We start from the raw sequence: 14,486 nt of genomic DNA, 5'->3' as shown, positions 1-14,486 counted from the left end.
TGTTCAGATCACGAGTTCTCCGCGCATGGCTTCAAACGCGGCCAGTGCCGCTTCACCATCGAGCCGCTCCATGCGGGCCAGCGCATCGGCGTCTTCCACCGTGCTGAACGCCAGGCTGAACTGCTGAAACCGCCGCCCCGCCAACGGGCCGTTGTGCACCACCTCCACGTTCACATGGCGCGGGTCGTTGCGGATGCGTTCGATGAGCTTGAGCACAGCCTTTTGCGGGCCTTCGAGCTGCTGGCAAAAGCGCTGGCCGTCAAAGATCAGCAGGCCCGTCACGTCCAGCTCGGCATTGACCTGGCGCGCCTTCGCGGCAATCTCTGCCACGACGGCGGTCGGCTGGTCGGGCGCCAGCGTGCTGACGTAGAGAACTTCGTAGAGGGCGGAGCTGATTTTCATAAGTAGCGCCCAATGTAGAAGGCCCGGCTGCGCGGTGCAATGTCAAAAGACATAGGCGCGGCAGGCGTTGCGGGGCGGCTGCACAGCTTCGCGGTCACGGCCCGGGTCCCTAGAATGGCGCCACCATGAACGTCTCCCTGCCGCCCCATGCGTGTCCGCCCGCCTGCCAGCAATGCCGCTTGCGCAAAACGGGGGCCTTCACGGCCGTGAAGCCGGAGGTGCTGGATTTCATCGAAGGCTTTCGCACCGACAGCCTTGCCGTGGAAGCGGGCGGTGCGCTGGTGCGCGAGAACCAGACCAACGCCAAGCTGTTCACGCTGTACTCGGGCTGGGCGTTTCGCTACAAGACGCTGAGCGACGGGCGCCGCCAGATCCTCAATTTCCTGCTGCCCGGCGATCTGGTCGGGCTGCAGCAGGAGTTTGGCGATGTATCGGCGCACGGCATCGAGGCGCTGACCGACTGCTCGCTGTGCGTGTTCCAAAACGACAGCCTGTGGGCGCTGTTTCGCGAACACCCTCGCCTGGGCTACGACATCACCTGGCTGTCGGCGCACGAAGAGGGCCATGTGGACGACAACCTGCTCACCGCCGGCCGCCGCAACGCCACCGAGCGCGTGGCCATGCTGCTGATGCACCTGTACCGGCGGCTCGACCGCATCGGGCTGGTGGAAGATGGCTCGGTGGCCTTCCCGCTCAACCAGCAGCACATTGCCGATGCACTCGGGCTGTCGCTGGTGCACACCAACAAGACGCTGCGGCGCCTGTCCATGCTGGGCCTGCACGAGCTGAAAAACGGGCGGCTGCGCCTGCTCAACACCCGCGCGCTGGCGCGCATTGCCGAGTACTACGACACCCCGCCACGCTTGATGCCGCTGCTGTAGCGCCGTCGTTGCGGCAGGTTTGGGGTTCAACAGGCCGCAAGCGCTAGTCAATCATATGCAGTTAGCTATGGATTGGATAGCGTGTTGTGCCCCGTGGGCTGCAGCCGATAATCCACGCAACGCCCGCGCGTCGGGCTTGTGCTGCGCAACCCCCATTCCATTTTCATGACCCCACTCGACATCCTCATCATGGCGGCCGGCAAAGGCACGCGCATGAAAAGCCGCACCCCCAAAGTGCTGCAGCGCCTGGCCGGGCGCCCGCTGTTGCACCACGTGCTGGACCAGGCCGCGCACCTGCAGGCCCGCAGCGCCATTGTCATCACAGGCCATGGTGCTACAGAAGTAGAAGCGGCTACCGCAAACACGACTAGCGCTACGGGCACTTTTGACCTGAAGTTTGTGCGCCAGGAGCCCCAGCTGGGCACCGGCCACGCCGTGCAGCAGGCCGTGCCGCACCTGCGCGACGACGGCACGGCCGTGGTGCTGTCGGGCGATGTGCCGCTGACGCACGCCGACACCCTGCGCGCCCTGGTGGCTGCCAGCGAAGGTGACAAGCTGGCCCTGCTGACGGTGACCCTGCCTGATCCCACGGGCTACGGCCGCATCGTGCGCAACGCCGACGGCGCCGTGCAAGGCATCGTCGAGCACAAGGACGCCACCGACACCCAGCGCGCCATCACCGAGGTCTACAGCGGCATCATGGCCGTGCCCGCGCGGCTGCTCACGCCCTGGCTGGCGCGGCTGACCAACCACAACGCCCAGGGCGAGTACTACCTCACCGACATCGTCGCCATGGCCGTGGCCGATGGTGTGCCCGTGGTGGCCCACCGCATCACCGACGCGCTGCAGGTGGCAGGCGTCAACAGCCCGCTGCAACTGGCCGAGCTGGAGCGTGCCCACCAGCTGCGCCAGGCCCGAGCCTTGATGGAGCAGGGCGTGCGCCTGGCCGACCCCGCCCGCTTCGATGTGCGCGACGACACCCGCACCGGCGTGCGCGGGGAACTGGTCTGCGGGCAGGACGTGGAGATCGACGTGAACTGCGTCTTCACCGGCCGCGTGGAGCTGGGCGAGGGCGTGAGCATTGGCGCGAACTGCTGCATTGCCAATGCGCGCATCGCAGCAGGCGCGGTGATCCACCCATACACCCACATCGACGGCGAAAAGGCTGGAGCCACCGTGGGCGAGGGCGCGCTGATCGGCCCCTTTGCCCGCCTGCGCCCCGGCGCCCAACTGGGCCGCGAAGTGCACATCGGCAATTTTGTGGAAGTGAAGAACAGCACGCTGGCCGACGGCGCCAAGGCCAACCACCTGGCCTACCTGGGCGACGCCACGGTGGGCGAGCGCGTGAACTACGGCGCAGGCAGCATCACCGCCAACTACGACGGCGCCAACAAGCACCGCACGGTGATCGAGGCCGACGTGCATGTGGGCAGCAACTGCGTGCTGGTGGCGCCTGTGACCATTGGCGCTGGCGGCACGGTGGGCGGCGGCAGCACCATCACCAAGAGCACGGCGCCTGGCGCGTTGAGCGTGGCGCGGGGCAAGCAAGTCAGCATTGCCAATTGGTCCCGCCCGAAAAAATGAAGCACCCCCTGAGTCGCTTCGCGCCTTCCCCCTCCAGGGGGACGACAGCCTTTGCTGCGGGGCGGCCCTTGCTGGCTGTCCTCGCCTGCGCCTGCGCCTTCGTCTTCGTGCGTAGCGCGTTGGCGCCTCGTTGTGCCGTGCACACTTCTGTGGTCTGCGGCGGGAGATGAAAGTGGCTGGTGCAGACATGACCCCCGAACAGCTGCGCGCCGAACTGGCCCGCAGCCAGCAGCAGGTGGTCGATATGGCGGCTGCGCAAGAGGAGTTCTTGCGCGCCGTCTCGCACGACCTGCGCGCGCCGCTGCGGCATGTGACGTCTTACGGATCGCTGGTGCGCGAGGTGTTGGGCGACCTGCCGCTCGAGGTGGTGCAGGGTGCTGAGGTGCAAGAGGCCCTGGGCTTCCTCTCCACCATGGACCAGTCGGCTCGGCGCATGGGGCTCATGATCGACGGCCTGCACGCCCTGGTGCGTGCCAGCCGTGCGCCGCTGCGCCTGCAGCCCGTGCCGCTGACCGGTGCCATGGCCCAGGCGCGCGCCACACTGGCCCCGGCCAAGGTCGGACGCGCGGTGGAATGGCGGGTGGGCGCCGATTTGCCCACGCTGTGGGCCGACCCGACGCTGCTGCAGGATCTGCTGGTACAACTGCTGGGCAACGCCCTCAAGTTCACGCGCCCCGTGGCGCACCCGTGTATCACGGTGTTGGCGGATGCGGCACCCGCAGGCCAGGGCGCCTTCTCCGTGCACGACAACGGCGTGGGCTTTGACCCGGCACGCGCGGGCAGCTTGTTTGGCGTGTTCCAGCGCCTGCACCGCGAGACCGAGTTCGAGGGCGTGGGCACAGGGCTCGCGCTGTGCCGTGCCATTGCGCAGCGCCACGGCGCACAAATCAGTGCGACGGCGGTGCTGGGGGGCGGTTGCACGGTGCAGGTGCAGTGGCCGGTGAATCCTGCAGTCGCCACCGACGAGTCCTGAACCTGCACGCAGTGCTGGTGGCTACACCGCCGGCACCAGCGCCGGTTCCATGCACCCCGCCACCTGATTGCGTCCGCCGTTCTTGGCGACGTACAGCGCCGCATCCGCCGCGTCGATCCACGCACGCAGGCTGCTGTGGCGGTGGTCGGCCGGGGCCACGCCGATGCTGCTGGTGATGCGCAATTCGGGCAGGCTGCGCAGGCGCACGCCTTCGGTCTGCTCGCGGATGCGCTGGGCAATGGCCAGGGCGTCCCGGGCCTGCATGCCGGGTAGCACGATGGCGAACTCGTCCCCGCCGTAGCGCCCCGCGCAGTCGCCTGCGCGCACGTTGCCCCGCACCACATGGGCCAGCGCGCGGATCACCTCGTCGCCCACGGTGTGGCCGTAGGCGTCGTTGATCTCCTTGAAATGGTCGATGTCCAGCATCAGCATGCAGGCGGGCTCGTCGGTGGTGTGGTGGCGGCGCAGTGCGGCCTCTGCCTGCTCTTGCCAGTGGCCGCGCCCGAACAAGCCGGTCAGCGCGTCCACACGGCGCAGTTCGTCCAGCATCTGGTTCTGCCGTGCGGACTGCCGGATGAGCTGGTAGCTGACCACGCTGACCGACAGCGTGTGCAGCGACATCACCGGCAGGCAGGCCACCATCACGCGCATGGAGGTCTCGGGCGCCCAGTGCAGGCCCATGACCACTGTGCTGGCGGCGCCGGCCGCCAGCATCACCCACAGGGCCCGCGCCCACAGCCCCCGGATGCCGGTCGTGATCTTGTCCACCATGGTGAGGGTGAGCAACATCACGCTGGGCAGCAGGTTGAAGTGCATCAGCGGAACCAGCGCAGCGACCAGCGCCGAGTCGATGAGCAGGTTGCGCACCTCGGCGGCATAGGGGTCGGTGGCGCGGCGGGTGAGCAGGTAGGCCACATGCGGCCACACCAGCGTGGCCAGCAACAGCGCCGTCCAGGCCAGGGGGGATGCCTGGCGCTCCCACAGCACCGTCGCCACCACCATGCCGCCCAGCCCCATGCCCAGGATGCGCAAGGGGTAGATGCGGCGTGGCATCTGGCGGCGGGGCGTCGGCATGGGGGTGCAGGAGAAGGGCGGTGCTGCCACGCGGGCATCCACCGGCCAGGTAGGTTGAAAGTGCGGGGGAGCTTACAACGCACCGCCAGGCGAGACCAGCAAGAAATGACCGCGGGCCATGCCCCGTCCGTCGCCTGGATGGCGTTGATGGGTGGTGGGGCCTTGTTGCCGGGACTGTCAGGGTGGTTTGTGGGGCTGGGTGGTGAGAGGGCGTCGGTGAGGATTTGGGGTGATCTGCTAACAAATTAATAGCAACCAGGGCATATCACACTAGCGCCACTGGCACTTTTGTTTCAAATTTGGCCCGCCGGGTCGCAAAGAATGCCTTCACATTGCGCACGTTGGCGTCACCGGTGAACAGCCGCTGCGACAGCGCCAGGTAGCCCGGCATGTCCCGCGTGTGCACCACCAGCACAAAGTCGGGCCCCGGCGACACGCGCCAGCACTGCTGCACCGCGGCCTCCTGCACGGCGCGGGCTTCGAACGCGTCGAGTTGTTCTGCGCCCTGGCGGTCCAGCGACACCTCCACGATGCACCCCAGCCCATGGCCCTGCAGCGCTGCCAGTCGGTCGGGCTGCAAGATGGCAACCTGCCGCTCGATCAGCCCCACATCATGCAGGCGCTTGACCCGGCGCAGGCAGGTGGGCGGGGACACATGCACCTGTTCGGCCAGGGCCTGGTTGCTTTGTGCGGCATCGGTTTGCAGCAGGTTGAGCAGCTGGAGATCGATTGCATCGAGAGATATGGATTCCATCGATTGATAAAAAATGAATAAAAATTTCACTGATGTGAAATGGTGAAATTTAAGTTCATTTTTGTGCAAATATCAATGAGTAATTTTTCTCTTTGCTGCCTACGATCGCCCCATCAAATCCAACCCAAGGGCAACCACCATGTGCGGCATCGTCGGCGCAGTCTCCACGCGCAACATCGTTCCCATCCTCGTGCAGGGCCTGCAGCGGCTTGAATACCGGGGCTATGACTCCTGCGGCGTGGCGGTACATGCCTCCAGCCTCGATGCAGCGCGCCCGGCGGGCCTGCAGCGCGCCCGCAGCACCGCCCGCGTGGCTGAGTTGCTGGAGCAGGTGACCACCGAACACATCGACGGTGCCACCGGCATTGCCCACACCCGCTGGGCCACCCATGGCGCGCCCGCCGTGCACAACGCCCACCCGCACTTCAGCCACGGCACTGGCGCAGACGCGCAGGCCCAAAGCGCAGGCCGAGTAGCCCTGGTGCACAACGGCATCATTGAAAACCACGAAGAACTGCGCAAGGCGCTGCAGGCACGCGGCTATGTGTTTGTGAGCCAGACCGACACCGAAGTCATCGCCCACCTGGTGGACAGCCACTACAGCGGCGACCTGTTCGACGCCGTGCAGGCCACCGTGGCCGAACTGCATGGCGCCTACGCCATCGCCGTGATGCACAAGGACGAACCGCACCGCGTGGTGGGTGCACGCGCCGGTTCGCCGCTGATCCTGGGGGTTGGAAACGGGGGCGCAGAGCACTTTCTGGCCAGCGATGCCATGGCCCTGGCGGGCGTCACTGACCAGATCGTTTATCTGGAAGAGGGTGACCTGGTGGACCTGCAGCTGGGCCGCTACTGGATCGTGCGCAAGGACGGTGCCGCACTCACGTCCGAACAGCGCCCCGTGCGCACCGTGCTGGCCCACAGCGGCGCGGCCGAGCTGGGCCCCTACCGCCACTACATGCAAAAGGAAATCTTCGAGCAACCGCGTGCGATTGCCGACACGCTCGAAGGTCTGGCTGGCATCGTGCCCGAGCTGTTCGACGGCGCGGGCCAGCATGGCGAACCTGGCGCCGCCGCCTGGCGCGTGTTCAAGGAAATCGACAGCGTGTTGATCCTGGCCTGCGGCACCAGCTACTACAGCGGCTGCACCGCCAAATACTGGCTCGAAGACATCGCGGGCATCCCCACGCAAGTCGAAGTGGCCAGCGAATACCGCTACCGCACCAGCGTGCCCAACCCACGCACCCTGGTTGTCACCATCAGCCAGTCTGGCGAGACCGCTGACACCCTGGCCGCGTTGCGCCACGCGCAGAGCCTAGGCATGCAGCACACGCTGACCATCTGCAACGTGGCCACCAGCGCCATGGTGCGCGAATGCAAGCTGGCGTACATCACGCGCGCCGGTGTCGAGATCGGTGTGGCCAGCACCAAGGCCTTCACCACCCAGCTGGCAGGCTTGTTTTTACTGACGCTGGCGCTGGCCCAATCCAAAGGCCGTTTGAGCGACGAGCAAGAAGCCGCCCACCTCAAAACCATGCGCCACCTGCCCGTGGCCTTGCAGGCCGTTCTGGCGTTGGAGCCACAAATCATCAGCTGGGCCGAAGACTTTGCGCGCATGGAAAACGCGCTCTTTTTGGGCCGGGGGCTGCATTACCCCATCGCCCTCGAAGGTGCCCTGAAGCTCAAGGAAATCAGCTACATCCACGCCGAGGCCTACCCGGCCGGAGAACTCAAGCACGGCCCTCTGGCCCTGGTGACCAGCGCCATGCCCGTGGTCACCGTAGCACCCAACGACACCCTGCTCGAAAAGCTCAAGAGCAACATGCAAGAGGTGCGTGCGCGCGCGGGTGTGCTGTACGTGCTGGCTGACGCCGACACCCGCATCGAAAGCAGCGAGGGCATCCACGTCATCCGCATGCCCGAGCACTACGGCCCCTTGAGCCCGCTGCTGCATGTGGTGCCGCTGCAGCTGCTGGCGTACCACACGGCCTGCGCGCGAGGGACGGATGTGGATAAGCCCAGAAATTTGGCCAAGAGCGTCACGGTGGAGTGACTTGTCGAACGGACCGCTTTTTTTTGACTCCAACAAATAAAGTGCGTCGGACGTAAATAAAGTCCGTCGGGGAAATTCCGTATTGAGAAATTAATCCTGCCTCATTTGAGGCGGTTCATGTATCGATGCATGCGGAGGGGAAGGGCGGTGGGCTTCTTCAGGCTGGTTGCCGTCGCTCAGTCTGACAATGTCGTTGGCCGCTTTCTTCGAAAGCAGACCTTCCACTTCTCGTCGAGTCAGCTATTTCCGTCTTTGAACCCCTTGCCTTGTCCAGTTCTGGGGATTACCAGACTCCGATGTCGTGCTCAAATCCCTCACCTATGAAGCGTGACCCTTTGCATCTTCCCGCCTTGCGCGGTGGCTTTCTCGCCCTGCTGGCGGCGGTACTCTTCGGCATCAGCACGCCCGCGGTACAGAGGCTGGGCGCAGGGCTCGGGGCCTTCACGACCGCAGCGCTGCTGTACTTAGGAGCGGCCCTGATCGGGGCACTGTCGCTGCGGACTGCTGCGCATGAAGCGCGAGTGCAGAGGTCCGACATTCCGCGCCTTCTGGCGATGGCTGGCTTTGGCGCCGCGCTGGGGCCGGTGGCCCTGGCCTGGGGCCTGCAGCACACGAGCGGAGCCAGCGCGTCGCTCATGCTCACTCTGGAAGCGCTGTTCACCGCCACGCTGGCATGGTGGCTGTACAGCGAAACCATGGACCGCCGCGTGTGGGCCGCCATGCTGTTGCTGCTCGCAGGAGGAATGGCGCTCGTTCTGGACCAAGGCCTGCAAGGAGGCGTGCAGTTGCTGGGGCTGCTTGCCGTGCTGCTGGCCACGGTCGCCTGGGGGGTGGACAACACCTTGTCCCGTGGGCTGGCTGAGCGCGACCCCAGCCAGGTGGTGATGGCCAAGGCCACCCTGGGGGCCGCAGCGACGGCTGCATTGGCTGTTTCGACTGGGGAGCCTTTGCCTTCCCTGTCCGCAGCACTGGGACTTCTCGCCGTTGGAGCCACTGGTTACGGCCTGAGTCTGCGCTGTTACCTCCTGGCCCAGCGGGCATTTGGTGCGGCGCGGACGGGCTCGGTGTTCGCCTTCGCGCCCTTCATTGGTGCTGCCGTGGCCTTCGGTTTCGGGGAACGCTCTGCGGGGTGGTTTATGCTCTTTGGTGGAGTGTTCATGTTGGCGGGAGTAATGCTCCATCTGGCGGAAAGCCATGGACACGAGCACACGCACGAAGTGCTGGAGCATGAGCATGCTCACCGGCACGACGATGGGCACCATGCACATGTGCACGTAGTAATGCCAACTGGCAGCCACAGCCACAAGCACACCCATGAGCCTGTGACCCACGCCCATCCCCATGCTCCTGACGTGCACCATCAGCACGTTCACTGAACCCGCTAGATCTAACCAACAGCGCGGACCGCGTGAGCGCGCGTGCCGCGCAGCAGCCTCAGCCCATTGCCAACCACCAGGAGGCTGGCCCCCATGTCCGCAAAAACCGCCATCCACATCGACGCGTTCCCAAAGACCGCAAGCACCAAGAACACCGTCTTGATACCCAGCGCCAGCACGATGTTCTGAAGAAGGATGCCCCGCGTGCGCCTGGAGAGCTGGATGACTTCGGGGATGCGGCGCAGATCGTCATTCATGATGACGATGTCCGCAGCCTCCATGGCCGTGTCGGTTCCTGCTGCACCCATGGCAAGGCCGATGTCGGCGCGTGCCAGCGCAGGTGCGTCATTGATGCCATCCCCCGTCATCGCCGTGGCACCGTACTGGGCCTGCATCTGCTCAATGGCCGACAGCTTGTCTTCTGGCAGCAGGTTTCCATGCGCCTGGTCGATGCCCGCCTGTTTGGCGATGGTCTCTGCCGTGGCTTGGTTGTCTCCGGTCAGCATGACCGAGGCGATTCCCAGCGCGTGTAGCTGGGCGATGGCCTCCCGTGAGCTGTCCTTGATGGTGTCGGCCACCGCAAAGATGGCAAGAACCTCCGATTGACTGGCCAGAAGGGTCACCGTGCGGCCCTGCGATTCCTGTGCCTGTAGCAGCGCCTCAATGGCGGGGCTGCAAAGACCCCGTTCCTCGATGAGCCGGTGATTCCCCAGAATCAGGGGTTGGCCTTCAAGCTGGGCTTCCACACCACGTCCGGCAAGGGCCGTGAAGCCTGCCACGATGCCCTGGCCAGCAGACAGTCCTTGCGCGATGGCCTTGGACACGGGGTGGTCCGAGTGCCCGGCCAGGTCCGCCGCCCAACCCAGAATCTGGGTTTCGGGATACGTTCTGGCCAGCACGTGCTGGGCCACCAGTTTGGGTTTTCCTTCCGTGATCGTGCCGGTCTTGTCGAGTGCAATGGCCTTGAGTTTGTGCGCGCCTTCCAGATACACCCCGCCCTTGATAAGGATGCCGCGCCGGGCCGCAGAAGCAAGACCACTGACCACCGTCACCGGCGTTGCGATCACCAGCGCGCAGGGGCAGGCGATGACCAGCAGTACCAGAGCCTTGTAGACGGCATCCACCCACGTCAGGCCCATGAAGACCGGAGTGAGCGTCGCCACAAGAACGGCCATGATGAACACGGCCGGGGTGTAAATGGCAGCAAACCGGTCCACGAACTGCTGTGTGGGGGCGCGTGAGCCCTGCGCCTGTTCCACCGAGTGAATGATGCGGGCCAAGGTGGTGTTGCTGGCCTCTGCCGTGACCATCACCTCCAGGGTGCCTGTTTCGTTGATGGTGCCAGCAAACACGGGATCTCCAGGAACCTTGTCCACCGGAATGCTCTCTCCCGTGACCGGCGCCTGGTTGACTGCGCTGGTCCCAACGGCCACCGTGCCGTCCAGCGGCATGCGCTCGCCCGGCCTGACCCGGACGATGGCGTTGACGGGAACCTGTGCAGCGGCCACCGATTTCCAGCTGCCGTCAGGCTGGCGTACTTCGGCCGTCTCGGGCGTGAGATCCAACAGGCTCTTGATGGCATTGCGTGCACGGTCTACCGCGCGGCCTTCGATCAATTCAGCAATGGCATAGAGGGCCATCACCATGGCGGCTTCTGGCCATTGGCCAATGAGAAACGCGCCGGTCACGGCCACTGTCATCAGCGCATTGATGTTCAGCCGTCCCTGCAGCAAGGCGGCAAACCCCTTGCGATAGGTGGAAAAGCCCGCCAGCCAGATGGCCGCCGCCGCCAGGGCCATGCCAATGCCCTTGAAGACCAGCGTGTCTGGAGAGAAGAAGGCCACGGCTTCAGCACAGACGGCCAGGCCCAGCGCCAGCCCCATGCGCCCGAGTCCGTCGGTGGTGGAGGCCCGTCCAGGGGCCTCGCCCGTTGCCGCACCAGTCGCCACGGGCTGCGGGTCGAACCCTGCCTTGCGAATGGCCGCCAGGGCTTGAGGAATCACAGTATCGGGGGCGTCAATGGTCAGCGTGCGCGCGCCGAGCTGAAACCCCAGGCCGCGCACACCGGCAATTGGCTCCAGCGCGCGGCGGATCTCACTTTCTTCGGCTGCGCAGTCCATGGCTTCGATGCGGAACATGGCTCCTTGGGGGCCACGCCCATTTGCAACCGAAGGCGCTGCGATTGCTACCGAATGTGGGGTACAGCAAGTATCTGGGGCGGCCGCAACCTGGCTGGCGCAACAGGAATCCAGCTGAGTAGAGACGGGAGCGGCTGGAGCGCAGCATGGGTCCTGGGAGGTTGGTTTTTGTGCTTCGTCGCAGCAGGATTTCATAAATTTCTCTCCTTGATGCCTCGATTGGAAACCTTGGAGTCGCTACAGTGTCAAGACTTCCCAATATCCCGCTCTCAACATGCAGATCAAGGAACTGGCCGCCGCAACAGGCGTTGACGCCGAAACGATCCGTTTTTACGAAAAGGAAGGCCTCTTGCCTCTACCCGCGCGGCTGGCCAATGGCTATCGCAACTACGCTCCGGCCCACCTGGAGCGGTTGTCGTTTGTGCGGCACTGCAGGGCGCTGGACATCCCGCTAGCTGACGTAAAGAGCCTATTGGGTGCATTGGATGCGCCACAGGAGGCATGCGCAGACGTCAACCATTTGATCGATGACCAGCTAAGTCGGCTGCGCGCTCGCCTCATCAGCATGATGGCGTTGGAAAAGCAACTGCTACAACTGCGTTCTGCATGTAGTGGAGAGCATGCACATCAAAGCTGTGGAATCCTCAACGAGCTTGTCGCGGCCGCCCATGGTGAGGCCTGTCTGTGTCATGGAGAAAAGTCGCCCCAAAGCTGATACACAGCCTCTTCCCTAGAGTGCCAGATCCCAGCCTTTGATCAGGGCAACTGCGTGGCATTGACCCAGCCAGCTTCGCCGCCCATGTCACGCATTCCATCGGCTGTCACGGGAGCGCGCTTGGCCGCTTGAAGTTCTTGCAACACTTGGTCACGGGTCTTGGTGAGGGTCGGTCCTTTGACCAGTGGATAGCTGGCTGGATAGCCTCGGCCAATCCACGGCAGCGAGCCATCCTTTTGTGCAGCCAGCACGGCACTTTGCACGGATTCGCGGCTGACCATGTTGCCAAGGTGGTCAGGCTTGAACACGCTGCCTTCTTCCTGAACCGAACTCGCGTGATACGCGGACGACGCAAAGGATGAGGTCGTAGCGGCAGCCAAGCTGGCGATGATGAGGACGGTGCGAACTTTCATAACAAATCTCCTGTTGCGCCGGGGCCCAAACTGAGTCACCCGGATGACGCATTGGGTGCATCACGGAGAGAAGTCTAAAAATTGCATACCCCATGGGGCGTGACCGTCAGATTACGTTTTTGCAAGAATCAACTGAGCCCTAACGCGGAGTAGTGAAGCAACGTCGCGATGCTTCTATCGGTCTGCCCCATGCTTGCGCACGGACAAGGATTCGATAGGCTGCAGCCTTGCGGATGCTGTTTTGAGTACCATCGCACCATGCTCTTCGCCCGAAGCACCGTATCGCGCCAAGGACGCTGGATAACCAGCGTTCTGGTCGCGGCGTTGCTTCTGATGCAGTTCGCGTTGGCCGCCTATGCCTGTCCCAAGCTGGACTCCGCAGCCCACGCGGCATCGATGCAAAAAGCGGGCATGGCCATGGAAGATGCCATCGGCATGCCCTCCATGCCCGATTGCCACGCGATGGCGGGCACCATGGATGAGCAGGATCCTCAGCTGTGCCGAGCCCATTGTGACGGCGACAGCTTGTCCTCCCCCTCGCTCCAAGGTCTCGATCTGCAGGCGATCGCGGCGCACGCTATCTGGGTTGCCTATGTGCTGCCTGTGATCCTGGACTCCGAGCGCCATATTGACCCTCGGGCTGTCTACGCGGAGCTGGACAGTCGAGCGGGCGCTCCCCCCATCTATCTAACCCATCAGGTCTTTCGGAATTGATCGTGCACGGCTTGCGCGCTGCCTTGCAGCGTTTGCGCAAGTCTGATTTCGTGCCCTTTCATTTCGAGGACCATCATGCCCATCACCTCCTTTGGCGCTCCCTGCGAGCGCCTGTCTGCGCCCCAGCGCATTCATCCCATCTCTGAGCGCATCCAGGTGCGCAACCTCCACCATCTGCGCCTGGGCGCTCTCGGGGTCCTGTTGGCCAGCATTGGCTTGGCTGGCAACCAGGCACACGCACTGGGCTTTTCCGAAGCGTTGGACCTGGCCGAGCAGCACAGCCCTCGCATCACGGCCCAGCGGCTGCAGATTGACGCGGCCAGCAGTTCCCAGAAGTCGGCGGGAACCCTGCCGGACCCCAAGCTCTCAGTCGGGATCGAGAACTTTCCCGTCAGCGGCATGGACCGCTTCAGCCTCACGCGTGAGTCCATGACCATGCAGCGCCTGGCGCTGATGCAGGAGGTGCCCAACCGGGCCAAGCGCGATGCCCAGATCGCCGGTGCCGAGGCCAAGGTGGAACGCGAACGCGCCACCCTGGCGGTCCAGCGCCTGCAGATCCGCCAGGAACTGAGTCAAGCGTGGATCCTGGCCCAGGCTATCGAGCAACGTGACCAGGTACTCACCGGTCTACTGAGTGAGAACCAGCGCCTGCAGGACAGCCTGCCCGCCCGCATCGCCGGAGGCACGGCCCAGGCCGCAGACCTGCTGATGGCCAGGCAGGAGGCGCTTGCGCTGTCGGATCGCAGGGACGATCTGCAGCGGGATCGATCCAAGGCCAGGGCGATGTTGCGGCGCTGGGTTGGCGCTCGCGCCGACGAGGCGCTGCAGGGAACTCCTGGGCCGTTGAGTCGCCCATTGGACCAGCTGCGCTCGGAGGTGCATCGCCATGCCGAACTGGCGCAGTACCCCGCCATGCAGGCCATGGCCTTGGCGGAAACACGCGAAGCCCAGGCAGAAACCAAGGGTGATTGGTCCTGGGAAGTCGCCTACAGCCGCCGCGACCGCCGCTGGGGCGACATGGTGTCCTTCCAGGTGACCTTTGACCTTCCCTGGCAACAGGAGCGACGCCAGGCACCCCAGATCAAGGCCAAGCAGCTGGAGCTGCAGCGCCTGGAAGCCGAGCAGGAAGACGTGACCCGCAGGCATCTGCAGGAGCTGGAGGACAGCGCCTCAGAACTGGCGGCACTGAACAGTCAGATCGAGCGGCTGCAATCGGCTGGCATGGGCTTGGCACAGGGGCGTGCCGAACTCGCGCTGGCCAATTACCAGTCTGCCAAAGGCGACTTGAGCGCCGTGCTGGCGGCAAGGGCCCAAGTGCGGGAGACGCACTGGCGGCTCATTGATTTGCAGGCACAGCGGGACACCGTAATTGCCCGCCTGAACAGCCTGATCGCCGACTGAAGGGAGAA

Annotated in this window: 13 protein-coding genes; 8 read left to right on the top strand and 5 right to left on the bottom strand. The window is 64.6% G+C overall.

Annotated features, from left to right (window positions below):
- Positions 1–3 precede the first annotated feature (3 nt).
- Positions 4–402, bottom strand: coding sequence for a BLUF domain-containing protein (locus tag ACTJKQ_RS15605; RefSeq protein WP_056743858.1), 399 nt, complete (start codon positions 400–402; stop codon positions 4–6).
- Positions 403–527: 125 nt separating this feature from the next.
- On the opposite strand from ACTJKQ_RS15605, the gene ACTJKQ_RS15600 reads away from it, so the two are divergent.
- The 3 genes from ACTJKQ_RS15600 (at position 528) to ACTJKQ_RS15590 (ending at position 3,840) form a co-directional block, all read left to right on the top strand.
- Positions 528–1,283, top strand: a complete 756-nt coding sequence (locus ACTJKQ_RS15600; protein ID WP_108497190.1) for a Crp/Fnr family transcriptional regulator — start codon at positions 528–530, stop codon at positions 1,281–1,283.
- 165 nt (positions 1,284–1,448) lie between these two features.
- Positions 1,449–2,867 carry a bifunctional UDP-N-acetylglucosamine diphosphorylase/glucosamine-1-phosphate N-acetyltransferase GlmU gene (gene glmU, locus ACTJKQ_RS15595; RefSeq protein WP_436075720.1) on the top strand — a complete coding sequence of 473 codons (1,419 nt, stop codon included), beginning with the start codon at positions 1,449–1,451 and terminating at the stop codon, positions 2,865–2,867.
- A 187-nt stretch (positions 2,868–3,054) separates the two neighbouring features.
- Positions 3,055–3,840, top strand: coding sequence for a sensor histidine kinase (locus ACTJKQ_RS15590; protein ID WP_440597378.1), 786 nt, complete (start codon positions 3,055–3,057; stop codon positions 3,838–3,840).
- Between the two features lie 21 nt (positions 3,841–3,861).
- Here ACTJKQ_RS15590 and ACTJKQ_RS15585 read toward each other — a convergent pair whose 3' ends face one another.
- Both ACTJKQ_RS15585 and ACTJKQ_RS15580 read right to left on the bottom strand, forming a co-directional pair.
- Positions 3,862–4,914 carry a diguanylate cyclase gene (locus tag ACTJKQ_RS15585; RefSeq protein WP_440597377.1) on the bottom strand — a complete coding sequence of 351 codons (1,053 nt, stop codon included), beginning with the start codon at positions 4,912–4,914 and terminating at the stop codon, positions 3,862–3,864.
- Between the two features lie 265 nt (positions 4,915–5,179).
- Entirely contained in the window at positions 5,180–5,668 is a 489-nt protein-coding gene (locus ACTJKQ_RS15580) for an Lrp/AsnC family transcriptional regulator (RefSeq protein ID WP_108498955.1), read from the bottom strand.
- A 139-nt stretch (positions 5,669–5,807) separates the two neighbouring features.
- On the opposite strand from ACTJKQ_RS15580, the gene glmS reads away from it, so the two are divergent.
- Both glmS and ACTJKQ_RS15570 read left to right on the top strand, forming a co-directional pair.
- Positions 5,808–7,721 (top strand): glutamine--fructose-6-phosphate transaminase (isomerizing), encoded by a 1,914-nt coding sequence (gene glmS / locus ACTJKQ_RS15575; RefSeq protein ID WP_121422873.1) that lies wholly within the window; start codon positions 5,808–5,810, stop codon positions 7,719–7,721.
- Between the two features lie 320 nt (positions 7,722–8,041).
- Positions 8,042–9,097, top strand: a complete 1,056-nt coding sequence (locus tag ACTJKQ_RS15570; RefSeq protein WP_309826199.1) for a DMT family transporter — start codon at positions 8,042–8,044, stop codon at positions 9,095–9,097.
- Positions 9,098–9,108: 11 nt separating this feature from the next.
- Here ACTJKQ_RS15570 and ACTJKQ_RS15565 read toward each other — a convergent pair whose 3' ends face one another.
- Positions 9,109–11,430 (bottom strand): heavy metal translocating P-type ATPase, encoded by a 2,322-nt coding sequence (locus ACTJKQ_RS15565; RefSeq protein ID WP_404976594.1) that lies wholly within the window; start codon positions 11,428–11,430, stop codon positions 9,109–9,111.
- Positions 11,431–11,509: 79 nt separating this feature from the next.
- On the opposite strand from ACTJKQ_RS15565, the gene ACTJKQ_RS15560 reads away from it, so the two are divergent.
- Positions 11,510–11,950 (top strand): Cd(II)/Pb(II)-responsive transcriptional regulator, encoded by a 441-nt coding sequence (locus ACTJKQ_RS15560; RefSeq protein WP_309826200.1) that lies wholly within the window; start codon positions 11,510–11,512, stop codon positions 11,948–11,950.
- Positions 11,951–11,991: 41 nt separating this feature from the next.
- On the opposite strand, the gene ACTJKQ_RS15555 is transcribed toward ACTJKQ_RS15560, so the two are convergent.
- Positions 11,992–12,363 carry a hypothetical protein gene (locus tag ACTJKQ_RS15555; RefSeq protein WP_440597376.1) on the bottom strand — a complete coding sequence of 124 codons (372 nt, stop codon included), beginning with the start codon at positions 12,361–12,363 and terminating at the stop codon, positions 11,992–11,994.
- Between the two features lie 258 nt (positions 12,364–12,621).
- Between ACTJKQ_RS15555 and ACTJKQ_RS15550 the strand changes: the two genes are divergently transcribed.
- Positions 12,622–13,077: a hypothetical protein gene (locus ACTJKQ_RS15550; protein ID WP_309826204.1), complete on the top strand. Its 456-nt coding sequence runs from the start codon at positions 12,622–12,624 to the stop codon at positions 13,075–13,077.
- A 75-nt stretch (positions 13,078–13,152) separates the two neighbouring features.
- Positions 13,153–14,478, top strand: a complete 1,326-nt coding sequence (locus ACTJKQ_RS15545; RefSeq protein ID WP_309826206.1) for a TolC family protein — start codon at positions 13,153–13,155, stop codon at positions 14,476–14,478.
- Positions 14,479–14,486: the final 8 nt, after the last annotated feature.

It is taken from the genome of Acidovorax sp. 22279 (assembly GCF_052045435.1).
GTDB lineage: Bacteria > Pseudomonadota > Gammaproteobacteria > Burkholderiales > Burkholderiaceae_C > Acidovorax > Acidovorax delafieldii.
The sequence above is the reverse complement of the archived record's forward strand: the minus strand, read 5'-3'. Positions and strand labels throughout refer to the sequence as shown.

What these genes read in the sequence shown, in the direction of transcription:
- ACTJKQ_RS15605 (WP_056743858.1), bottom strand. Translation starts at nt 402, where the DNA reads ATGAAAATCAGCTCCGCCCTCTACGAAGTTCTCTACGTCAGCACGCTG.
- ACTJKQ_RS15600 (WP_108497190.1), top strand. Translation starts at nt 528, where the DNA reads ATGAACGTCTCCCTGCCGCCCCATGCGTGTCCGCCCGCCTGCCAGCAA.
- glmU (WP_436075720.1), top strand. Translation starts at nt 1,449, where the DNA reads ATGACCCCACTCGACATCCTCATCATGGCGGCCGGCAAAGGCACGCGC.
- ACTJKQ_RS15590 (WP_440597378.1), top strand. Translation starts at nt 3,055, where the DNA reads ATGACCCCCGAACAGCTGCGCGCCGAACTGGCCCGCAGCCAGCAGCAG.
- ACTJKQ_RS15585 (WP_440597377.1), bottom strand. Translation starts at nt 4,914, where the DNA reads ATGCCGACGCCCCGCCGCCAGATGCCACGCCGCATCTACCCCTTGCGC.
- ACTJKQ_RS15580 (WP_108498955.1), bottom strand. Translation starts at nt 5,668, where the DNA reads ATGGAATCCATATCTCTCGATGCAATCGATCTCCAGCTGCTCAACCTG.
- glmS (WP_121422873.1), top strand. Translation starts at nt 5,808, where the DNA reads ATGTGCGGCATCGTCGGCGCAGTCTCCACGCGCAACATCGTTCCCATC.
- ACTJKQ_RS15570 (WP_309826199.1), top strand. Translation starts at nt 8,042, where the DNA reads ATGAAGCGTGACCCTTTGCATCTTCCCGCCTTGCGCGGTGGCTTTCTC.
- ACTJKQ_RS15565 (WP_404976594.1), bottom strand. Translation starts at nt 11,430, where the DNA reads ATGAAATCCTGCTGCGACGAAGCACAAAAACCAACCTCCCAGGACCCA.
- ACTJKQ_RS15560 (WP_309826200.1), top strand. Translation starts at nt 11,510, where the DNA reads ATGCAGATCAAGGAACTGGCCGCCGCAACAGGCGTTGACGCCGAAACG.
- ACTJKQ_RS15555 (WP_440597376.1), bottom strand. Translation starts at nt 12,363, where the DNA reads ATGAAAGTTCGCACCGTCCTCATCATCGCCAGCTTGGCTGCCGCTACG.
- ACTJKQ_RS15550 (WP_309826204.1), top strand. Translation starts at nt 12,622, where the DNA reads ATGCTCTTCGCCCGAAGCACCGTATCGCGCCAAGGACGCTGGATAACC.
- ACTJKQ_RS15545 (WP_309826206.1), top strand. Translation starts at nt 13,153, where the DNA reads ATGCCCATCACCTCCTTTGGCGCTCCCTGCGAGCGCCTGTCTGCGCCC.